The organism is Flavobacterium saccharophilum (genome assembly GCF_900142735.1).
Classification (GTDB): domain Bacteria; phylum Bacteroidota; class Bacteroidia; order Flavobacteriales; family Flavobacteriaceae; genus Flavobacterium; species Flavobacterium saccharophilum.
Genome location: NZ_FRBY01000002.1, coordinates 303,559 through 326,571, shown reverse-complemented (window position 1 = coordinate 326,571; position 23,013 = coordinate 303,559). Strand labels below are relative to the sequence as shown.

Here is a 23,013-nt window from a genome sequence, read left to right as displayed (position 1 = left end):
CCATGTCTGACTTATTCAATAAAACAATGGGCTTTTTTAAGAAAGTCCCGGAATCGCCTACGAATCCGCAAGATGTTAAAAGCAACAAGAAATTTCAAGTAGAAGATCTTTATTCAAGTGATGATCCTCAAAATGAATCTGGCGATTCCATTACGCTGGATGAAAAATTGCGTCAGGCCTATTTTTGGATAACGAATACAGCGATAATTAGTCCGTATTATGATATTGAATTTAATGACGGTGATCCTAAAAAGTTTTTATTTGGAGACAGTAAAGTGCCTGTTTACTTACCAACAGATCAGAGTTATTCCAGCTTCGTGTTAATGCCTTTGTTGAACCTGGCAGCTAGAGGTAAATGTCTAATTGTTGGTGGACCTGGGCGTGGAAAAACAGCAACTTCTGTGTTGATGGGTTTGTTGGCCGGATATGACAATAAGGATGTGATGCGCGCTATTCAACACGGTCAGCCTCAAATGACAATTTCAGATTTATTAGGGCACCCATTACCTTCAGATATGGTAAAGGCTGAAAAGACGTCGGATATTAGAATTGCCTGGAGAAAATGGTTGGGAATGAGGGTAAAAATTATCGATGAATACAATCGAATTCCGACCAGAACACAATCTGCTTTATTAACCGTTTTGGCAGATAACTATGCCGAAATCTTCGATCAGATTTATGAATGTCCGGATGGTGCATGGTATCTTACAGCCAATGATGATGCCGGTGGAGGAACGTATCAGGTTATTGAAGCCTTAAAGGACAGGATTGATATTGTAATCAGAGCAATGCATTTTAATACAAGGTTTGTTGAAGACTTATTGCAGCGTATTGAACTCAATTTTAAGCCGGAAGCGATAATTCCGGAAGAAATTATTTTCACGGAAGAAGAATTAAATACTGTAAATAAACAAATCAGAGGCGTACAAATCGACCCTGAATTGCGTAAACGCATCGAGTTTTTCTGTCGTCAGTTTGAGTTTTTTGAACCTGCATCCAACCGATTGGAATACATGACCAAAGACACCGCAAAATTGTCGGGTATGGACATGCGTACTCTTTTTAGAAAAGAAACCGGAAAAGACCCGATTAAAGATTTAGGCTCGCAGGCAAAGAATGGTTTGTCGGTTAGAAAAATCATGACTTTGCTAATGTTTTCTAAGGCATTGGCCTATTTTAGAGGAAATAAAAAAGTCGAATTAGAAGATATCAGACAGGTGTTACCGTTCATTTTGCACGATAGTTTAACACCGCATTTAGAATCTCCCTTTTTTGATCAGGTAGGAAATGAAGTTTACAGAGTAGATAGAATTGTATGGTTGCGAAACCTGTTCGATTTATCTTGTGATGAATATGTGAGTCAGGATCTGGATAGAAATGATCCTGTTGATCGATTTGAAGAAGAATTTAAAAAAGGACTTGAGAATATATCTTCAAAAGAAATTGATAACCGACTTTTAAATATTGAAAAGCAGCTACAGAAATGGTCTGAAGAGAAAAAGCTGTACGGTTACAGAGCAGATGATATTTTAAAATTAAAGTATCTGCACCAACGTTATACGAACTATAAAAGATGGCTGCAATGGAAAAAATAAGCTTTCCACCACTTATTGCAGAATTAAGCGAGAAAAGTTCCTTGTACAATCAACGATACAATGAGAGCGAAATGAAGTATGGCAGTTTGCCAGCGCATATCATTGCCAATTGGATGGTAGAAGTTGTGGAACCTATTGTGACAGAAACGGTTGCGTTAAATGCTGCTCCGGAAAAAGTGCATGAAGTAGTAAAAGCGCTCTATCAGGAATCATTGAAATTAATCGGAAATGGTTCCGCAATTCGTTATAAAGAGGAGTACAGGCAAGCCTGGCTGTTAATGGCAAAAATGCCGAATTTGTTAGCGAAATTTCCAATAAAAACCATTTCATTATTAAGCGATGTTCTTTCCAGTTTTCATTTGTATGCACCTGAAAAAATAACAGATTGGTGCCAACTTATGAGTAAAAGTAGCGCAGAGATTAAAACTATTGAAGATTTTAAAATTGTGGGGCGTATTTATGCATGGAAATGCGGTATGGCACATTTGAGAACCCGCTTAAAAGAAGATTTTGATCAGCTTTCTGAAAATCTGCAGGAAATTATTGGTACCAGTTTAGGATCAGATAAAAATACAGTCCAATTTTTTGAAAATCCATGGACAAATAACAACACAAAATTTGAAGGTGTTCAGGGAGGGTTTAGAGCGGAGAATGGATTTTTTGAAAATCCACCAAGATTGGCCCAAATTGATGGGAATATATTTGTAACTGATTCAATAAGCAGTTACGCACTTTTCGCAGATCAATTTGGGAAGGTATTACTTCCGGCAAATACGGTTGATGCAACTTACATTTTAGCCAACTCTAAACGATTAGAAACCCTGGAAAAATGGCTTGGAAAAGACAGTGACAAAATTGATGCAGATAACATTTCATCTGTAGTAACAACAGAAAACACTTTGGTCTTTACCCTGAAAAATTCCTATTTTTTATACTTATTCAGTCTTGGAAATGCATAATCTATCTGAAATAGAAGAAACATTAGTGTCATGGAAATCGCAGTGGCAGCAGGCAAAACTGGAGTGGAATCCTTTGTTGCGTCTGCAGGAACCTATTTGGTGCCTTTCACATCAGGACGCCTGGAAAGAGGGACTTACAGGCAGTTTTGCCATGATTCGATTAAATGATCATCGTATTGTGATTAATCTGGAAGAAATTACAGAACGCGGTATTACCGACTATGCTATTGAAGTTTTAGCACACGAAATTGGTCATCATATTTTCGCGCCTGCCAATTTATACGATAATGCTATTTTATTGAATCGGATTCGTTTTGCGCTGCCGGGCATTGAAGACAGAGCGCCTATGGTGTCTAATTTATACACTGATTTTTTAATCAATGATAAATTAGAGCGCGTCAATAAATTAAGAATGTCGGAGGTTTATAAAGCGATTAATTCCGAAGATAATTTTACCGAATTATGGACGCTAATGATGCGGACTTATGAATATTTATGGCGTTTAAATCGAGGCGAATTAGCAATCAATTTATCATTCCATAGTAAAAAAATAGATGCTGATGCTTCATTATTAGCCTCCTTGATTAGAAGTTACTCAAAGGGCTGGATTCATGGTGGCGGCAGATTTGCTGTGATGTTGTATCCGTATTTAATGGATGACAAAAAATTTGAAGAGGCACGCAAAAAGATTTTAATACTCTTAGATGCAGAAGATGCAGGCAAAGGAGCTATGGATATTTCCGGCATGACTGAACTCGATTTGGAAGGGTATGATGAAGTAATCGACATGCGAAAAGAAGCCATTAGTTCAAAAGAAAATGATGGTGATAAAAAAAATAAGGGTAGTCTAGGCATAGAAAAAAGCAGGAAGGGTGGGCAAGGACCAAGAGAAGGCTATATGGGACCTGGAAATTACATTGATTTAATGAAGCAGGTCAATCCAAAAGCAGATGAACAACGTTTGGTCAATGCTTATTATAAAGAAATTGCATTGCCGCACTTGATTGATTTTCCTGTAGAAATTTCAGAGAATAAGTCTATGGATTTACCGGAAGGACTGGAAACCTGGGATATTGGAGACGCCATCGAAGAAGTAGACTGGTTACAATCTGCCATTACATCACCCACAATTATTCCGGGATTAACGACTCAAAAGAGATCTTACGGGTCGGATTCTGATAACAGTATTTCAGAAAGTCCGCTAAATATATATTTAGGTATCGACTGTTCCGGCTCGATGGGAAATCCGAGACATAATTTTTCATGGCCCATTCTGGCAGCGACTATTATTGGATTATCTGCGTTACGTGCCGGCGCCTCCGTTATGGGTTGTCTATCTGGTGAGCCGGGAGATTATTTAGAAACGGATGGTTTTATTACAGACGAAACCGATTTACTAACCACCTTAACTTCTTATTTAGGTACGGGTTATGCGTATGGAATTGAACGATTACGAAAACCATTTGGAGAAAAACCAAAGAAGAAATCACACATCGTAATTGTTACTGATAATGATATTTTTAGTATGCTAAATGCTGACACACACACCGATCAAACAAATTGGGAACTGGCTGAAATTGCCTTAAAAAATGCGGGCGGGCACGGAACGATGGTTTTACATTCGCCTCCCGATTACAATAATGATTTGGTAATACGTTTACGAAAAATGGGTTGGAATATATATTACGTCACAAACGAAACAGAACTTTTAAAGTTTGCAGCTGAATTTTCACAACAAAATTACGCCTATGTCTAAATATGATGTTTTTGAATTAGTTACGTATTTACGAAAGTGTCCGGAGACCTTTTTTAAACCTTCTGATTTTTTTTTAGAGGAGGGATTAAATTCTATTGCTTTGGTATACGATACATACAGGCTTGTAAGTAATGATTTTTTGCGGAATGATTTTAAAATCCCGTCCAATTTAGGGACAATTAGTGATAATCATTGGCGGGCAATTCATATTTCGACATGGTTGCTTTCTCATCCGGATTTTATAAATAATCCTGTTATAGAAGATAAATTATATAACTTTTGGTTTGTAGAATTACAACAGGCTTGTGCCTATGTAAAGTTCAATGAATGGATCAATGACGAGGAACGGGCAGAGGAAATGGTACGCTTGTTATTATATTGTTGTGAAATTCTGCCTTATGGAGAAAATCAGGATGAGGCGGCAGACAAATTGTCCTCTTTAAGCAGTGTTGAAAGACATAAAGTTTTAAAACAATCCTACGAAGCGCATGAACGAATAATGAAGATTAAACGGGAAATGGAAGAGCAAAAAGCCAGAGAAGCGGCAAATACCTATGGGCGTGAGTAGTGGTCCACAAATAGCATTGACAGACGAGGAACGTTTTCCGTTGCTTGATGACCTAAGTTTTTTAAATGCACTTAGACAGGATGTTTTTGCTCCAAAATTTAATTTTAAAAGTGGTGATCGATTAAATGCCGTTCAGCTTTCAAAAGTTCATTCTCATAAAATAAAATACTACAATGAAAAAGTCTTTTGGAACGAAGGACAAAGTCCGGATTGGATAGCCGACTATTTAAAATGGTGTATTGAAACAGTACCTTTTTACCAAAATAAAGGGGATGATTTCAATTCCTTTCCAACCGTTTCAAGAGAAGATATCAGAAATTTTCCGTATTTATTTGTTTCTAATGAAGCCAATTTAAATGAGTTATTGGTTTATCATACTTCCGGATCAACAGGTCCGAAATTAGATGTACTTTTTGATGCTGTTTCTCAAGCTTCGTGGTTACCACAAATAGAGTCCGTTCTCAAAGATTTTAATATTGCTATCACTGAAGGCAAAAATACGACAGCAATCGCTTTGATCTGTGCGCAGGAAAAAACATTGACCTATGCTTCCTTATCAACGTATTTGGAAGGAGCAGGAATCTTAAAGATAAATCTAAATCCTTCAGAATGGAACCGGCCTGATCATGCTGTAAAATACCTTGAGAAGTATAATCCCCAAATTCTTACGGGTGATCCGATAGCTTTTATGGCGTTGTTAGATTTAGCTCCTCAACTGAAACCAAAAGCGCTGATTTCTTCTGCGATGAAGTTGACAACAGGTACAAAAAACAAACTGGAAAATTATTTCAAATGCCCCGTGATAGATCTTTATTCGCTAACGGAATGTAGAAATATAGCGTATGCTGCCGGAATTGGGCATAAGGTTATTCGGCCAGATTTGTATTTAGAAATTTTTGATAAACATAAAGATGTAAAACTTCCTTATGGTGAAAGGGGAGAGTTGGTGGTTACGGGAGGCAACAATCCTTTTCTGCCTTTAATACGTTATAGAACAGGTGATTTTTGTAGTTTAAAAATAGAAAATGGAGTTCCTTTTTTAGTTGATTTGGAAGCTAGAAATCCAGTTGTTTTTTATACCAAATCAAACGTGAAAATTAATAATATTGATATCTCTAATTGTTTATCAGAGTTGCCATTGGCAGGTTTTAAAATACATCAGAGAAAAGATAAATCGATTAGCTTTCTAGGATATTCTAACGAAGTTACTTTACAGGAAATCACCGAAGTTTTGAAAACCATTTTCAAAAATGATATTGATGTACTTGTCGATATTCAAAAAATATCTCAAAATAATATAGGAGAAAAAACGCTCTATTCTTCAGAGTTAATATAGTTTTTAATCCTAAAACTCCATTTTGAATTTACCAAAATAAGGATTATTAGCCATTAGTGAAGGTCCTTTCACCAAAATATAATTTCCTTTTTTGTTTGGGGTACATTTTTCAAACCACGTAGTACCTTTTTTTTAGGGAGTAAGATATATAAGCATCATTTGATAATTTATACAATTAAGCTATTTTGTTTAATATTTTTATTAAATAATTAAACAAAAAGAACTACCTTTAACATAATGATCCAATTAATTCACTTTTATTGTTAATTGAATTACAACAAAAGATCTGAACCGTATTGAAACTTTACATATAGCAAAAGAATTTATTAAAGAATATTTTAAATGCTAAGAGATGAAAAAAATTGTAATTATAGGAGGCAGCAAAGGAATTGGCAGTGCTATTTTACTTCAGCAATTAGAACAAAATTTGGTGTATAATATCAGCAGGAGTACGCCGGATATTTCGCATCCTAATCTGGTTCATTTTGACGTTGATGTTCTCTGTGATATTTTGCCCGATATTGAGAGTATCGATACTTTAATTTATTGTCCGGGGTCCATCAACCTAAAACCTATTTTAAGCTTAAGTATTGATGATTTTAGAGATGATTTTGAAATTAATGTCATTGGTGCTGTGAAGGTTATTCAAAAATACCTGCCCGTATTAAAAAAAGGAGATAATCCCTCTATTGTTTTATTCAGTACCGTTGCTGTAAAATTAGGAATGCCTTTTCATGCCAGTATCGCTGTTGCGAAAGGAGGTATTGAAGGACTTGTAAAATCTTTAGGCGCTGAACTTGCTTCTGTGGTTCGTATTAATGCTATTGCACCAACTATTACCGAGACTTCTTTGTCGGCTTCGATTCTGCGTAATGATCGTATGAAAGAAAATATGATAGAACGACATCCCATGAAAGATTACCTGAAACCACAAGAAGTTGCCGAGATGGCTGATTTTCTTATTTCCGATAAGGCACAATCTATTTCAGGACAGATCTTTCAGATGGACTATGGTCTGGTGAGCTTTAAATTATGATTGAAAAAAATAAAGATGAAAATTCTCTTAACTGGCGCGACAGGCTATATAGGCAAACGGCTCTTGCCAATGCTTCTGGAACAGGGGCATGATGTGACTTGTTGCGTAAGAGATAAAAACAGGTTTTACTTTCCAAATAAATTTGCGAAAAATTTAAACGTGGTCGAAGTGGATTTTCTAAATGCGGAGAGTCTAATAAATATTCCAGATGATATCGATGCAGCTTATTATCTGATCCATTCCATGTCTGGTTCTGCTTCAAATTATGATGAGTTGGAAAGTATTTCAGCTAATAATTTTCTGGAAAGAATAACCAAAACTACAGCCCAACAGCTAATCTATCTTAGTGGTATTGTAAATGATGTGTCATTATCCAAACATTTGTCTTCGAGAAAAGCAGTAGAGGATATTTTAAGAAACGCCATAATTCCAACAACGACTTTAAGAGCAGGAATCATCGTAGGATCGGGCAGTGCCTCATTTGAGATAATACGTGATTTAGTTGATAAACTACCTGTTATGATTACTCCAAAATGGCTCAATACTAAATGTCAGCCCATAGCGATTTCGGATGTATTGCAATTTTTAACCAAGTCACTGTTAAACCCGCTAACCTATAATCAGAGTTTTGACATTGGCGGTCCAGATATCCTTACCTATAAAGAAATGTTACTCCAGTTTGCCAAAGCTAAAAAACTAAAAAGATACATTTTTACAATTCCGGTAATGACGCCAAAATTGTCTTCTTACTGGTTGTATTTTGTGACTTCTACTTCCTATAAATTAGCTACCGCCCTGGTAAGCAGTATGAAAGTAGAAGTTGTATGTAGTGATAACCGAATAAATGCGCTCTTGAACGTAAATCCAATTTCATATAAAGAATCCCTGGATAGAGCACTGGTAAAAATAAAGGAAGATGATATCGTTTCGAGCTGGAAGGATTCTTTGATAAGCGGTCAGTTTCAGGGAAATGTAAGCCAATATCTCAAAGTTCCCAAAAAAGATTGTTTTATTGACAGAAGAAAAAGAAAAATTATAAACCGCTCTCACACAATTGACAGAATTTGGTCTATTGGTGGCGAGACTGGATGGTATTACGGGGACTGGCTTTGGAGTTTACGTGGATTTATTGATAAGATTTTTGGTGGAGTCGGAGCCAGGAGAGGCAGAACGCATAAAAATGAAATACATCCCGGTGATGCCTTAGATTTTTGGCGCGTAGTATATGCCAATAAAGAACAAGGGAAATTAGTGCTGTATGCAGAAATGAAATTACCCGGTGAAGCCTGGCTGGAATTTAAGATTATTAATAACACCTTATATCAGGCAGCCACTTTTAAACCAAAGGGAATATTAGGAAAATTGTACTGGTACAGCGTTTTGCCTTTCCATGGTTTTATTTTTAATGGAATGATTAATAAATTGATTGGTTAATTAATTTGCATTTATTTCCTTATACCTTATTTTTTTCTTTAAAAACTTCATTTTACTATTTGTTCCTAAAACTTGATCAAAATGATATGATCTTATCATTTTGATAAGGATATCAGTATGTGTAAGATAATCTACTGTTTTGCAAATTGTTGATATACAGAGTGTAGGTAGTTGGTTTACCAATAATGGTATATAATTTGGATATACTGTTTTTGTATTTCTCAGTCAGTTAGTATAATTAAAATCGAGGAATACTAAATCACTTATGAAAACCCAACAACGCATTATCGATTTTTCAGGCCAGGATTTTCTTCGACCTGATTCTTTACGAAACAAAACAATACTGTTGCTTAATGAAAAAGTTTCTGATGAAATAGATTTCACCGTTCAAGTAGCCAACGCTGATCATGTCTTTTGGATAGAAGAAATTTGTGATACGACTTTAGCATCTGCTAAAGCCAGGGGAACCGGGATTTCAGGACGTACTCCGGAGTTTCTGGGTACAAAAATGATTAAAGGTGAAGCTGTTATTGCTTTTGCACCAGATGGTAGATGGGCAGGTTTTTCGTTTATATCTTCTTGGGATAATGATCGGTATATTTCTAATTCGGGATTAATAGTCGCTCCTGAGTTCCGACATACTGGTCTTGCAAAAAAAATTAAAAGAAAAATATTTGAGTTGGGCCGCGAGAAATATCCCGAGGCGATAATATTTAGTCTGACTACTGGTTCGGCTGTGATGAAAATGAACCACGAACTTGGTTTTGAGCCAGTCACTTATTCAGAGTTGACTGCAGATAATAATTTCTGGGAAGATTGTAAGTCTTGTGTCAATTGCCCAATATTAATGTATAAAGAAAGAAAAAACTGTTTATGTACAGCCATGCGGTATAACCCAAAAGAAAATGAGTCTCACTAATGGATTTTGGATTCTTCTTTAATTTTTTATCACTGGATTTCAGGTATAAAATCAGTCAATAATCTCAATTTAAAAGAACTATGAAAGTAAATAAAACAAGAAACAAGGAACTTACAAAACTATATTTATCCAATAAATCTATGCGGAATAAAGACAGGATTATCAACATAATGGTATTTACCATCGTATTTTTTATTACTGTTCTAATGATCTCTCAAATAGTTTAACGTTATGAAAATTATAAATCCTTTAATAAATGCTAATATAAACTTTACCAAGAAAGGTTTTTTCTTTTCAAGTATACACCAAACGACATTGATGCCTGTTGAATCAACTGAGGAGCTTATTGATTTTGCGGTAGAACGCGCCAGATCTTCTCATACTTTCTGGATAAAACAGATATGCGAAGTTACAAGATCTTCTGCTGTAAACCGGGGAACCGGTATTTCAGGACGTTCTCCTGAACTGCTGGAAACAAAAATGAAAAAAGGAGAAGCAGTCATCGCTTTTGCGTCAGATGGGAGATGGGCAGGTTTCGCATTTATTTCTGCCTGGGAGCATGGTAAATATGTTTCTAATTCAGGGCTTATTGTAGCACCTGAATTTCGACATACTGAACTTGCAAAAAAGATTAAAGGAAAAATTCTTGAATTGAGCAGGGAAATGTATCCCGATGCTAATATTTTTAGTTTAACCTCAGATCTTGCTGTCATGAAGATGAACCATGAATTAGGATTTGAACCTGTTTCTTTCTCCGAACTGACTTCTGATAAAGTATTTTGGGAAAGCTGTAAATCATGTGTAAACTGTCCAATATTACTGAGTAAAGAAGGAAAAAATTGTTTATGTACGGCTATGCTTTATGATTCAGGGCAAAAATAAATAATAAATCTCCATAATACCTGATTGATATTTAAATACAGCTTGTAGAAATAGGGTGAATAATTAGGCCAGTAAAATACCTGTCTTTAGTTTAAAAAACAATAATTTTTCCTGTTTGCATTTTACCAAGGGTTGTTGTTATTTTATAAATATAAATTCCTGATGCAGTATTCTTAAGATTGATGTTACTCTTTTTAGAAAGTAAAGTCGAAGTGATGATGTTTTGTCCACTACTATTATACAAATAGAAAATAGCATTTTCCTCTTTTTTGGCTTCAATATTCAATTCGTTGTTTTTTCTTAAGAGGGTAGGATAGATAAAAAACAAATCATCGCCCAAATAATTAGTATCAAGAATCTCAGAAGGGATTACGTTATCATTTTCTAAAATTATGTTTATTTTATATTTATTACTGCCCTTTATGGGGGCAGTATCATAAAAAGAGAATATTTTTGAACTTACATCATTCATTGTATTAATAACACTTTCGGTATTATTGATGATTTTTACTAACTCAATTCTTTTGATATTATACAAGCTGAAAAGGTGTGCATCAATTTTTACTTTATTCTCTTCAAAAACTTCAGCAAAAGTCAATTCGAAATAACAATTTGAGTTTTGATCATAATGTAAGGTTGCCTCACTTTTTATTCCTTCACTATTCTCAAATACAGGAACAACAGTGTAGATTTTTCCGTCAGTATAGGCATAAGTAGCATTACTTGTTTGTTCTTTAAATTCTAAATGGTCTTCTCTTAGTTGATAAATATTAAAAGAAGTAACACCAATAGGTTTGTTCCAATTAATTTCTGTTGTGCCATCGCAAACTAAACTTGTACTGATATTTAAATCATAAGAAATCGTGAAGCTATCAGAAATATAATCGGTATTATCAATGGTCATTTTTATTTTTGCTTTCGAAAATTTTTGCTCTTTTGGTGTGTAAATAAATTGTTCACTATCCAGGTTAATACCATTTGCTATAATTTCCCATGTTTGACCGTTATTATAACTAATAGATAATTGTCCTGAAATACCAGAAAAGGAAGAATTCCATTTGAAAGGGGAAATTGTCTTGCCATCAAAAGGGAAGTTGTCATTATTAATGGGGTAATTCCATTCAAATCGATTCTTCAATTCATATTCGTAAGCAATGCTGTATTCCTGACTAGTATTGGATATATATGAACCAATAATATTGATAGTACAAGTTCCTGATACAGGGTTTTCAATAGTGACTTGCTCCGCAGTGTTGTTTTTATCTTTTCCTCTTACAGCTTGCTGCTGGGGAGCATCCGGATTAAGAATCCAGGGCAAAAAAGTAGTATTGTCTGCCGAAATGACTTCTAAATCTAAATCGTTTACCAAACTTATATTACTGTTGATTGCAGCGGGTAAATCGTTCCAAACTAATGTGATTTTTAAGTTTTTTGCATCTGTCGGAATTGTAATAGTATGCGAATTTGTCTGACCGGATATCAGGTTAGCAGATATAATTTTATTTTCGCTAATCGTTTTTAAACATTTATCGGCATTTATATTACCATAACCGTAGGTGAAATCCGGGCCAATGTTGCCTAAGTCTTTTGCGCTATTAATTAGAATTGCTTTTGTAAGGGCATTAGTCAGAGAGCCATTGTTTATGGTTGTATAATGTTGCTTCATAAGTGTAATAATTCCTGTAGCCAAAGCTGTAGAATTTGAAGTTCCTTGTGTACTAAAGGCTACTAACTCCGGTTTTATTCGTCCGTCATAGGCTGGACCCTTTGAAGAAAACGGCATAATTATTTCGTTTTGGTCAATACACCCCAATACGATGCTATTTTTAGATTGCTTGAAATTACCTGTAATAGTTTTATAACCTTCAAATCCAACATTACCAGATGAAAAACAGTGAGTCAAATCAGGATTTGAGTACAATTGAGAATCATAAGCATTCGCGAGCGAGCCATAAAAATTTTCAATTAGAGTACCGTACGAATGATTTTGTGTGGTGGCACCTTGTAGTGTTTCCACTTCGTCAGGATAGAGGTTTAAAAAGTCAGACGATTGTATTTTTGCTTTTTGTGCGACACCTTTTCCCAGGGTAGAACTATTTCCTAATCCGGAAACTATAGTAGCCATAGCCGTCGCGTGATTTGATACAATAGAAGATTGTGTAAAAGAAGGCACGTGCTTGTTTAGGAGATCAATATCATTTAGATCAAATAGATCATCTTTGATCGCTACAATTTGATTTTCGCCTAAAATGAGAGGATAATTACTATTTGCTTTATTTATATTATTTATACTGAAATTTTGATCTATTATTTTTGATTCGACTTTTGGCAGCAACGATTCTTGTGAAATAGAAGATACATAGCTTAAAGCAATAATCTCATTAATAATTTTTTTAGAGTCACTTTTTAACAGCACAAGATGATTATTTAGTATTTTGATATCAGAAATATTGATTGCTCTCAAATTACTAATTAACGCGTTTATACTATCAGTTGCTATTATGTAGTGTTTGTATTCAGTATGATTTGAAAAATTTGATGGTAGTTTCCATAAATTATTAATCCCGAGAATTTTTTTTAAAGGCTGATGAGATTTTAAATTTTGATTCTCGACAATACAAAAAGTACTATCCAATTTTTTTACAATCTTGTATTTGTTTTGATGCGCATTTTCTAAAGATGTAAAATAGTATTTCTCAAATTTTTCAGGTTTTTCTTTTTTTATGTATTGTTTCCATTTTTCAGCGCTCTGTGAAAAACTGAGTGCAGTGATCATAAAAAAGACAAGAGTAATTTGTTTGTTCATTTACTATAGATGTTAGGGCAATTGCAAAGATTCTTATCAATGGTGAAAAAATGACCATTGCATTTATTTATTACTTTTTAATTGACATAAATCAAAGATGAAATTTTTATTCAATGATTTATATTCTTAGCTAGAATGGTAGTAGGCAGGTCAAAGTTATTAAATTATTTGTAATAAAAGTATGCGTTTTTATTTGATTCCCCATCTTCGAAATCCATAAGAGTATTATCCTTCTTTGTAATCTGCTTTAGATTTTTAAATAGTATCAATAATAGCCAGGTCATTTTTAAGCAGATACTAAATAAATTAAAATGTTGAGAGCATTTTTAAGCGTAATAGGTTGATTTGTATTTAATTACTGATTTTACTGGGCTTTACGGAATAATCAGAGAATTATTATTAAAAAGGTTTATGCGAATATCGGGTAAAAAGTGTTAAATAGTGTTTTTATAGCTATTTTAAGATTAAAATTAAATAGATTTGGCTATAAATACTGTTAATATTTTGTGAAGACCCCCTTTTTACCAACTTATTTAATAACCCAAATAACCTATTTATTATTATGAAAAAAATTAAATCAATTTTAGCTCTTTCATTTATAGCGCTAACGATTTTGTCCTGTAATAAAGACGATCAGGCAGATCAATCAAACCAGGAATCTCTTAAGGTAACGCCAGAAGTGCTTAATAAACTTCGAGCTCTTTCATTAAATTCTACAGATGTTCAAGTGATTAAAAACACTAAGCTGGATGGTACAACTGAGGATGCGTTTCTGATAGAAGGAGATATTATCATTACTCAGGATCAATTGAACAAAATGGATCTTCACGGAGGTATTACTACAGAGCAATACCGCACGACTAATTTAGTTTCTACTCCAAGAACTATTAAAGTTGTAGGATTATCAGGAACCGGTACATCAGCTCTGAGTACAAATATGCGTGCTGGACTACAAGCTGCAATAAACAGATACAATAACCTTGGATTGTCTATTAAGTTTACGCTAACTTTTAGTTCTAGTACGTCAGGTGCAAACATTGTTGTCCGAAGACAAACTGGATCTGCCGGAGGTGTAGCAGGTTTTCCTTCAGGTGGAGCGCCTTATAATTCAGTTACATTATATTCTGGATTAGATACTTACTCAACTGGCGTAAATGCACACGTATCTGCACACGAAATCGGACATTGCATTGGTTTACGTCATACAGACTGGTTCAGTCGTCAAAGTTGTGGACAGAATTCAAACGAAGGAACAGCTGGTGTTGGAGCAATACTTATCCCTGGAACACCTTCAGGATATGATGCGACTTCTTATATGAGAGCATGTTTCGGTTCAAGTGAGACTGGAGCATTCAATGCTAACGACATTACTGCTCTTAATTATTTATATTAGAAATTGAATTAAGGTGGTCTTTGCAAAATACAAGAGGCTGTTTCACATAATCTGTGAAGCGGCCTCTTTTTATGAGAAGTCAAATTGATTAATCTACTGGGAATTGTGTAACATCCTGCTGAAATTAAATACTTTATAGTCTATCGCCATTTGTATCTTTATTAGTAAGTAAAAAAACATTTTTATAATAAAAAAAATAAGTTATGGCAGAAATTAGAATTGAGAAAAAGAAACCAATATGGCCGTGGATTGCGCTAGTACTTATAATTGGAGCAATTATATACTACGTTTATTTTACAGATCATGAAGCTCATAGTGAAAGCACCATAGAAGTCGAAAACACTACAAGTGCACAATAAGACACAATAACCGGAAAACAGTGAAACCAATATTGTTCTTTCGTTCGGGATGGGCAATTGACAATTTACTGTAGCGATAGGAGTGTGGGCTGATATCAGCTTTAGTTTCCTGTAGTTATAACCGGCAGAAAAACAGTAAATAATATTATTGATAAAAAATTATGGAAAATAAAGATAAAAACTTATACAGACTGGACGAACTATCTGATTATAAAATTGCTTCAAATTATTCTGATGTAAGAGGATGGAAGATCGTAGACGCTGATAACCATACAATAGGTAAAATTGATAATCTCTGGGTGAATAAAGATATGCAGCGCGTGGTCTACCTGGATGTGAAATTAGACAAGGGATTAATAGAAGACAATCGAAATGAGGTGCGAGATGTTATCGCAAACGATAATGGAAAAGAGTTTATTTACAAAGAAGGAGACAGTCATATTATTATACCAATTGGATCTGTAAACATAAATAAGGATACCAAAATTGTCATGGCTAACAGTATAGGATATGATACCTTTAGAAATACAAGCAGGTACAACAGACAGGAAAATTTTGACAGAGATTACGAAAGAAGAGTAATGAAATCCTATTATCCTGAAAATGATCCTAATTATGATAGTAACGATGATACTTTTTATAAGCGCAGGGAATTTGATAATCACTAGGGATAAAGAAACAGCGTTTATTTATAAATAAGCGCTTGTAAATAGTAATAAAAAGCCATAAAAAAGCTCCAAATCATCGATTTGGAGCTTTTCATTTTATTGTATTTGTAAAGATTTTATTTTATGTTTTGTATACATGCGGATTTACCATTCACCATTACATCAACCAGCCCTAAATTTTCATTAAAAGTTGTTCTTACATAACTGCCCTTAACGAGAACAACAGCACCATAAATTTTTCCACTTTTCTCTGATACAAAATTAAATACTACTCTTTTGTTATCAGGACTAATACTCAGTTCGTAACTTGTAAATTCTGTGTTTTTTATAGCAAATTCCTGTTTGGTATCAATTATTTTATCACCGACGTAAAAATTGACCACCTTATCACTTAAGCTTATATCGGGATAATATTCATTAACTTTTTTTAGCAATTCATATTGTGCCGCGTTTGCATTCTCACTTTTTGATGTAATGTTTTGTGAAAATGAAGCTATTGAAAACATAAAACCTAGAATTAAAATGTACTTTTTCATAATGCTGATTTTTAATTAGTAAAAACTGGTTTAAATTATTAAGCAATTTACGAATATTATTTTTATAAATAACTATATTACAGATTGTTATGATTTGTTGCGATGATGTAGAAAATGTTCGCGTTTAGAGCTCTTATTAGGAAAAGACTAATAACCAAAAATAGTCCCGATCGCCCGGATAGCGCGGAAATTCTTTCTGGGCCCGTTCCTATATTAATAAAAACTTGATTTTCTTTTTTTAAATCTGTTAGGATATACTTTGCGATCACGGATTACAAATCTGCGCAATAAGGATTAACGCTTATTTTTTATAAACGTATTAGCTAAAAGCATTGCAATTTCATTTGCTTTTTTCTAAGTAATCATTTGCCATTTTTTTTGTTTTATCATCTAGAACTTTTTTATCATGTGTAAGAATGTCATACACATCGTAGGAAGCTCTTTTATAATTATATTTATTAGACATAATCAAAGAATAATAAAGCAATCCTGTAACTTTTTGTCCACCGATATAATAAATCCCTTTTAATTCATTGTATGCTAGCGTATCACCACTACATAGGGCACGATTCTCTAAACTATCCATTAATTTTTGATTAGATAATTTTTCCTTAAAAAAAGTTCCAGAGTTTTCAGATGTAATATGAACTTTTGGTTCTTCCTTATTGTTGCATGCAAAAGTTAGCGCTGAGATCACAACAATCATTATAATATTTGATTTCATAATTTTTATTAAATTAAAATTTTCTTCTATAAATTCACGTCCATCCTTATCTGCTACAAAATAACCCGATCGCTCAGATATGCGCAACGAAAGCGTCGAATTTTTTTACGTGCCCGTTCCTAATATTAATAAACCTGATTTTCTTTTTTTAATCTGTTAAGATATACTTTGCAGGCATGGATTACAAATATAGCGCGATCGAGTTATTATGGTATTTTCAGAATTTCTGCTCGCTGGCAGCAGTCTATAGAGACGGGTTGAAAATTGACGTTTTATGGCTGGCGGAGCCTGTGTGTGGTTCATTTTGTCCATCGCTTAATCAACGTTTTGGTATTTTAACTATCTTTGGTTCATAGCTTAAGGAACTCGTACCTTACGCGATGGGCCGCACGGGAATGTTATACCTAACCTACAAACTGTAACAAAATAACCGACAAAAACATGAAGTATTCTTTTTTTCTTGCCCTCTTCATATCGATTAATACACATGCCCAGAAGGTTGAAATATTGCTGATAGGTGTCTCGCATAATTATGGCAGTTATCCCCAGCAAGATTTTTCAGGCATCCATGGCAAAATCAAAAAATTCAAGCCGACAGCTTTTTTTGGGGAGTTTTTGAGCAGGGAAGATGAGCGGCTTGTAATGGATTACTGGTGCAAGCAGGATAACATCAAGCGACTTGAAACACTTCGAAAAAACCGAAATATAGCAACAGAAGTACTTCCAAAAACCATTGACAGTTTGAGGAAATTATCCCAGGTAGACCCAAAAGACTATCGGGTTAAAGTCGATCTGGCACATGCCTATTACCTTGATCAGGATGTTCCAAACGGCCACTATCAATTTTGGCAAGTTTTTAACCATTTACAGCAGACGCCGGATATTGAGCTTGAAAATTACGTCAATAAATTACTCAGTCCCCAATCAGATGTAACGGGACGAAGCATGAAAAGGCTAAAAACTTCCGAATATGCATTTATCGCATTCCCAATGATGCAGGAAATGAAAATCCCGGAATTGCTTCCCATGGACTGCCAGGATTATGATTTGAATTGGACAGCATCATCAATTGCCTTCCATAATAAATTTAAGACATTCAGGGAAGATACGATTGCATCTTATAAAGATGACCTGAACGCAATCCTTGCTAAAAGGGACAGTGGGTTTGGAAAAAATGCAGGCATCGAAAAAAACTCAAAAACAGTAACAGAATGGCTAAACACCGATGAAGCGTCTGCTATTTTTGCCTCGGCGGATTTTTATTTTCCTGAGATGTACGATATGAAAAATTTCCCCAAAGAAGAAATGCTTTCGCAAATACATTGGTGGCTCATGAGAAATAAGGGAATGTGTGATAATGTCGTAAATCGGGCAAGGGCTTCCGGTATGAAAAAAGTGGTTGTCATTGCCGGAGCTAATCATAGGAAGTATATGCAGGATATATTCAGGAAAATGCCAGATGTAATGGTAAGAAATATCAATGAGATGGAATAGCAGAAAGCAGATTCAGAAATAAGCCAATTTCGTTTTCGGTGCTTTGATAGCATATTTTGTATGGCTTGCTTTCAGTTCTATCAAAAAAATCGCCGATTTTCTATCAGAAAATCGGCGGTTTTTTTTAGGAGGGAGCAGGCTCAACGGACTGGAATCGGTAGCTGCCCGATATCGAATTTGGTAAACAAAATAGATATCTGACAAAAAAAGGGACAAAAGATGATTTTTATCTTTTGTCCCGGGAAGGATCGCGACGGGACAAATTTCAATAAATTTATGGAAGATTTGAAGAGATTGTCATACTACATGTAGTATCTGTTGAGCTTCTTAAATTTAATTAAACGGTTCTTTATTATCAATTTCGATACTTGGAGGCATCAATTTGTACATCACAGGGGTTACAATTCTGGACAGAATGGTCGAACTTATCAGTCCGCCGATAAGAACAATCGCCAGTGGTGCAATTAAAGGATTGGAATTCAAAGCTAGGGGAATAAGACCGCAGATTGCCGTTATGGAAGTCAGCACTACTGGAAGAAAGCGTGTTTCTCCGGCAATCGCAATTGCCTCATCTATGGAGTGTCCTTCCTGTCTGAGCTGATTGGTAAAATCTACCAAAAGAAGCGAATTTTTAACCTGAATACCCGACAGACCAATAAAACCGATAATAGCCACCAGAGACATCGGACTTCCGTTAATAAGCAGTAATACAACTCCTCCTAGAATTCCTAATGGAATAATGGAAAGTACAATGATGATTCCTTTGAATGTTTTGAACTGCAATAGCAGTACAGCAATGAAAAGGAATGTACTCAGAATAATTACCGAAAGGAAATTCCCACCAAGTGCATCTCCTTCGGACTCTTTTTCACCGGACAATTTATAATAATACCCTTTTGGCATTTTAAGTTCATTCAGTTTTGGGATGATCTCTGTTAATAAATCATTAGCATAATAACCTTTGTCTGATAACGCTGTAACCTTGGCAAAACGGGATTTATTGAAATGATTAATTGCCGTTGGAGAAGTTTCAAAAGAGATGTCTGCAATTTGATTCAGCGCAATAGGGGTTCCCTGAATATTATTTACATATAGGTTTTTTAAAGCATCCAGATTAGAAAATTTATCTCTGGGCAGTGTAAGTGTAACATTTCTGGCATCACCTCTATCATCGATGTAATCCCCAACAGTTAATCCGGCTACAGCAAGACGTACTACTTTATCTGCCTCACTTGTCATGACGCCTAATGTTCGTGCTTTTTCTTTATTAATTTTTACTTTGACATCTGTTTTGTAAGTGTTTAGTTCATTGTTGATATAAACTGTTCCTTTCTGATTGCGCAATATAGTTTCAACTTGAGAAGAAAGTTTGCGAAGAACAGCCGGATCTTCGCCAAATAGCCTTACTACAATGTTGGCCTCCAGAGGCGTTCCCTGCTCAAAATCTTTCACTTCGATTTTAGCATAAGGCATTGTCTTGAATTTTTCACGGAGTCTTTCAATCAAAGCTGTTTTTTCGGTAGGTTTTGCTTCATCTTCCAGTTGCACAAAAATCTGTGCAAAATCAGGCTTTCTGTCCTGCGGGTGTACATTATAATAGATCTGCGGGTTTCCCTTACCGACATTTGCAGTATATAAGACAATTTCTTTATGGTTTTTCAGTTCAGCTTCGATTAGTTTTGTTACCCTGTCACTTTCTGTCAGATTGGCCTGAAGCGGCATTTTTATATTAATGAGAAACATTGGTTTCTCTGAAGTTGGGAATAACTTAAATCCGGTAGCCTTAAAAAGTCCAAAAGCGGTTATGCTTAATGCTACGGATATAGCAATTGTTGTTTTTGGGAATTGCAATGCCTTAGGCATAATCCTGCTGTAAGATCGTGTTAGGAACTTTTGCAGGTATTGAAGAAAAACATTCCCTTCACCATGTTCGTGCGTTTTTAAAAATCGGCTTCCCAGAAACGGAACTAATGTCATGGCTACAATCATTGACGCCAGTACACTCGTAATAATTGCCATAGGAAGGCTTCTTATAAACTCACCTGACACATCAGGAAGAAAGACCAACGGTAAAAAAGCAATAACAAGAGTGGCTGTACAGCCTACAACAGCAAGGCCTATTTGTTTGGTGCCTTTTAAAACAGCATCCATTTTAGAATGACCTTCACGAAGCCAGCGCTCGATGTTTTCGACGACCACAATACTGTCATCCACCAGAAGTCCTAGAGCCACCACCAAACCTACAATGCTTAATTGATTTAACGAATAACCGAATGCATTCATTACAATGAGCCCTAAGGCAAGTGAGAGCGGTATGGATATCATAACAATTAAGGAAGCTCTTGATCCTAAGGGCAAAAGTGTTATGATAACCAAAACGATCGCAAGGGTGAAATCAAAGCCCAAATGCCCCAGACGCTGCGATACCATATTTGCCTGATCAAAGTTTTTAACCAGTTTTATATTTTGAGGCAGGTCTTTAGAGAATTCCTCTACGATTGGTAAAAATTCTTTTTGAACATCGGTTATGTTTACGTTGTCTTTCATACCTACGGTAACCAGAACGCAGCGATGACCGTTTATGCGGGTGATATGATCTACTGTTTCAGATTTGTAGCCTACTTCGGCGACATCCTTCATATAGATTATTTTACCATTTGCATTGTAGATAACGGTATTGGCAACATCATCGGCATTTTTAAATTTACCGCTTGTCTTTACATTAAACACCTTACTGTCAAGATTGATGCTTCCTCCGGGGATATCGGCAGCTTCACTCTGAAGACTCCCCATCACCAGGTTTAATGGAATTTTTAACTGCGCGAGTTTATCCAGTTGCAGATCAATTCTAATTTCCTGTTCCGGTATTCCTGCATATTTTACATCTTTAAGATTGGTAATTTTTTCCAGTCTTGTCTTCAATTCATCTGCTGCATCGCGCAGTTTTTTATCTGCTGCATTTTCTGAAATTAAGGCTACCTGAAGGATTTTTACATCTGATGAAGCAATTTTCTCGGTTTTTATCAGGTAAATATCCTTGGGAAGTTCACTGTTTTGAAGCGCATTCATTTCCGTAGAAATTTCCTGATACTTATTATCTACATCAACCCCATATTTAAATTTTACCTGAAATGCGGCTACGCCATCTTCGACAGTAGTGAGGATTTTATCGATGTTCTCCAGCCCGTAAATTTTATTCTCAATAGGTTTTACTACCTGTTCTTCCATATCCTTTGGACTGGTTCCGGGATAAATAACCGTAATCAGATATTGGGGAGGGTGAGTAGAAGGATCTTCTGATCGCGGCATAGAAAACAGGGTCAGATACCCTACAACAGACACAAGAAGAAATATAATCAGTGTGAACTGATAGTTTTTAACGGCAAAGTTTGTAATCTTCATGGTGCTTATTATTTAATGATCTTAATCTTTGATTCTTCGTTCAAGTAGGCGCTGTTCGAGATCACTATCTGATCTGTTTTCTCAAGACCGTCTTTTATGTACACGATTTTGTTTTCAAATTTGTAAATGGTTACAGGCTGTCTTCTCACTTTGTTATTTTCAACTAAAAAAACAAAAGCTTTATTACCGTCTGCTTCAATAAGTGCATCGTAAGGAATCGTGATCAAATCCTGGGCAGTATCGGCATGTATTTCGGCTTTCCCAAACATACCCACTGCAGGTTTACTATTTTTCATGTCTAGTTTTAATTCCACCTGAAAGGATCCAAGTGCCGCATCAGCAGACTGCGATTTTCGAAAAACCACGGCATCAAAGTTTTGATCAGGATAACCATCCAGGGTAACGGATGCTTTCTGGCCGATTTTAACCGATGCCCATTCTTTATCTGTCAGTCCAATTTTTAAAAGATAATTATTGTTGTGGGATGTTTCATTTATAGCTAAAACGGGAGAACCGGGACCTACAACTTCGCCTTCATTTGCTATTTTTTGAGATACAAAACCATCTACCGCCGCATATATTTTGGCATAACGGGCATTAAAAGCAACGGCATCTTTTTGTTTTCTGGCAATGTCCAGGCCCGTTTTTGTATTTTGAAGCTGTTCTAAAGTATATACACTGTCTTTATAGAGATTATTGGCGCGCGTATAATCCCTCTCGTATTTTTTAACGTTTAAATCGGTCTGGTTTAAACCCGCACTGATTTCGGTTTCATCTAATGCGGCTAAAAGCTGTCCTTTCTTAAAAAAATGCCCTTCCTCGACATAAATATGTTTTACTAAACCGCCAATTTTAAAGCTGTAATTGGCAGTGTTTTCTGTTGTGACCAAACCAGAAGCATTGATATTACTTGTAAGTGCCAAGGATCCGGCCGGTGCTGTTTTAATGGATACAATATCCGCGGTTTCAAATTGGTTATGCTCTTTTTTATCTTCTTTACAGGCATAAAAAACAGGAAAGGCAAAAAGGCATATTGCTATTGATTTTTTACTCACAAGCGTAAAATATTTTTTTTTGTGTTCGTGACCCGAGCCTGAAAGGCGAAGGGATGCAATAATTTTCGATTTCATCAGTATTGTTTTTGGA

At 35.3% G+C, this 23,013-nt stretch carries 18 protein-coding genes; 13 read left to right on the top strand and 5 right to left on the bottom strand.

Features of this window, described 5'->3' with window-relative positions; genetic code table 11:
• Positions 1-2: 2 nt before the first annotated feature.
• From BUA98_RS06920 to BUA98_RS06880, 9 genes are all read left to right on the top strand, one after another.
• On the top strand, positions 3-1,595 hold the full coding sequence (locus BUA98_RS06920; RefSeq protein ID WP_208857978.1) for an AAA family ATPase: 1,593 nt from the start codon (positions 3-5) through the stop codon (positions 1,593-1,595).
• Positions 1,583-2,554, top strand: coding sequence for a hypothetical protein (locus tag BUA98_RS06915; RefSeq protein ID WP_139256994.1), 972 nt, complete (start codon positions 1,583-1,585; stop codon positions 2,552-2,554). The genes BUA98_RS06920 and BUA98_RS06915 overlap by 13 nt, the downstream gene beginning before the upstream one ends.
• A complete protein-coding gene (locus tag BUA98_RS06910; protein WP_072970889.1) occupies positions 2,547-4,310 on the top strand; it encodes a DUF58 domain-containing protein in 1,764 nt (587 codons plus the stop codon). The genes BUA98_RS06915 and BUA98_RS06910 overlap by 8 nt, the downstream gene beginning before the upstream one ends.
• Positions 4,303-4,878, top strand: a complete 576-nt coding sequence (locus BUA98_RS06905) for a hypothetical protein (protein ID WP_072970888.1) — start codon at positions 4,303-4,305, stop codon at positions 4,876-4,878. Before BUA98_RS06910 ends, BUA98_RS06905 begins: the two co-directional genes overlap by 8 nt.
• On the top strand, positions 4,871-6,214 hold the full coding sequence (locus BUA98_RS06900) for an AMP-binding protein (RefSeq protein WP_159433456.1): 1,344 nt from the start codon (positions 4,871-4,873) through the stop codon (positions 6,212-6,214). Before BUA98_RS06905 ends, BUA98_RS06900 begins: the two co-directional genes overlap by 8 nt.
• A gap of 352 nt (positions 6,215-6,566) precedes the next feature.
• The gene (locus BUA98_RS06895; RefSeq protein WP_072970886.1) at positions 6,567-7,250 is read left to right on the top strand and encodes an SDR family NAD(P)-dependent oxidoreductase; all 684 of its coding nucleotides are present in this window, start codon (positions 6,567-6,569) and stop codon (positions 7,248-7,250) included.
• Positions 7,251-7,265: 15 nt separating this feature from the next.
• Positions 7,266-8,684 carry an SDR family oxidoreductase gene (locus BUA98_RS06890; RefSeq protein ID WP_072970885.1) on the top strand — a complete coding sequence of 473 codons (1,419 nt, stop codon included), beginning with the start codon at positions 7,266-7,268 and terminating at the stop codon, positions 8,682-8,684.
• Between the two features lie 265 nt (positions 8,685-8,949).
• Positions 8,950-9,603 (top strand): GNAT family N-acetyltransferase, encoded by a 654-nt coding sequence (locus BUA98_RS06885; RefSeq protein ID WP_072970884.1) that lies wholly within the window; start codon positions 8,950-8,952, stop codon positions 9,601-9,603.
• A 231-nt stretch (positions 9,604-9,834) separates the two neighbouring features.
• Positions 9,835-10,485, top strand: coding sequence for a GNAT family protein (locus tag BUA98_RS06880; protein WP_099049339.1), 651 nt, complete (start codon positions 9,835-9,837; stop codon positions 10,483-10,485).
• Positions 10,486-10,576: 91 nt separating this feature from the next.
• On the opposite strand, the gene BUA98_RS06875 is transcribed toward BUA98_RS06880, so the two are convergent.
• The gene (locus tag BUA98_RS06875; protein ID WP_072970882.1) at positions 10,577-13,291 is read right to left on the bottom strand and encodes a S8 family serine peptidase; all 2,715 of its coding nucleotides are present in this window, start codon (positions 13,289-13,291) and stop codon (positions 10,577-10,579) included.
• 562 nt (positions 13,292-13,853) lie between these two features.
• Between BUA98_RS06875 and BUA98_RS06870 the strand changes: the two genes are divergently transcribed.
• From BUA98_RS06870 to BUA98_RS06865, 3 genes are all read left to right on the top strand, one after another.
• On the top strand, positions 13,854-14,684 hold the full coding sequence (locus BUA98_RS06870) for a M57 family metalloprotease (RefSeq protein WP_072970881.1): 831 nt from the start codon (positions 13,854-13,856) through the stop codon (positions 14,682-14,684).
• Positions 14,685-14,887: 203 nt separating this feature from the next.
• A complete protein-coding gene (locus tag BUA98_RS22460; RefSeq protein WP_167547710.1) occupies positions 14,888-15,043 on the top strand; it encodes a hypothetical protein in 156 nt (51 codons plus the stop codon).
• A 161-nt stretch (positions 15,044-15,204) separates the two neighbouring features.
• Entirely contained in the window at positions 15,205-15,711 is a 507-nt protein-coding gene (locus BUA98_RS06865; protein ID WP_072970880.1) for a PRC-barrel domain-containing protein, read from the top strand.
• Between the two features lie 116 nt (positions 15,712-15,827).
• Here BUA98_RS06865 and BUA98_RS06860 read toward each other — a convergent pair whose 3' ends face one another.
• Together BUA98_RS06860 and BUA98_RS06855 are read right to left on the bottom strand one after the other, a co-directional pair.
• Positions 15,828-16,247, bottom strand: coding sequence for a hypothetical protein (locus BUA98_RS06860; protein WP_072970879.1), 420 nt, complete (start codon positions 16,245-16,247; stop codon positions 15,828-15,830).
• A 340-nt stretch (positions 16,248-16,587) separates the two neighbouring features.
• Positions 16,588-16,971 carry a hypothetical protein gene (locus tag BUA98_RS06855; RefSeq protein WP_072970878.1) on the bottom strand — a complete coding sequence of 128 codons (384 nt, stop codon included), beginning with the start codon at positions 16,969-16,971 and terminating at the stop codon, positions 16,588-16,590.
• 441 nt (positions 16,972-17,412) lie between these two features.
• On the opposite strand from BUA98_RS06855, the gene BUA98_RS06845 reads away from it, so the two are divergent.
• A complete protein-coding gene (locus BUA98_RS06845; RefSeq protein ID WP_072970876.1) occupies positions 17,413-18,465 on the top strand; it encodes a DUF5694 domain-containing protein in 1,053 nt (350 codons plus the stop codon).
• A gap of 333 nt (positions 18,466-18,798) precedes the next feature.
• Here BUA98_RS06845 and BUA98_RS06835 read toward each other — a convergent pair whose 3' ends face one another.
• Together BUA98_RS06835 and BUA98_RS06830 are read right to left on the bottom strand one after the other, a co-directional pair.
• Positions 18,799-21,867 carry an efflux RND transporter permease subunit gene (locus BUA98_RS06835; RefSeq protein WP_072970874.1) on the bottom strand — a complete coding sequence of 1,023 codons (3,069 nt, stop codon included), beginning with the start codon at positions 21,865-21,867 and terminating at the stop codon, positions 18,799-18,801.
• 8 nt (positions 21,868-21,875) lie between these two features.
• Positions 21,876-22,997: an efflux RND transporter periplasmic adaptor subunit gene (locus tag BUA98_RS06830; RefSeq protein ID WP_086065194.1), complete on the bottom strand. Its 1,122-nt coding sequence runs from the start codon at positions 22,995-22,997 to the stop codon at positions 21,876-21,878.
• Positions 22,998-23,013 lie beyond the last annotated feature (16 nt).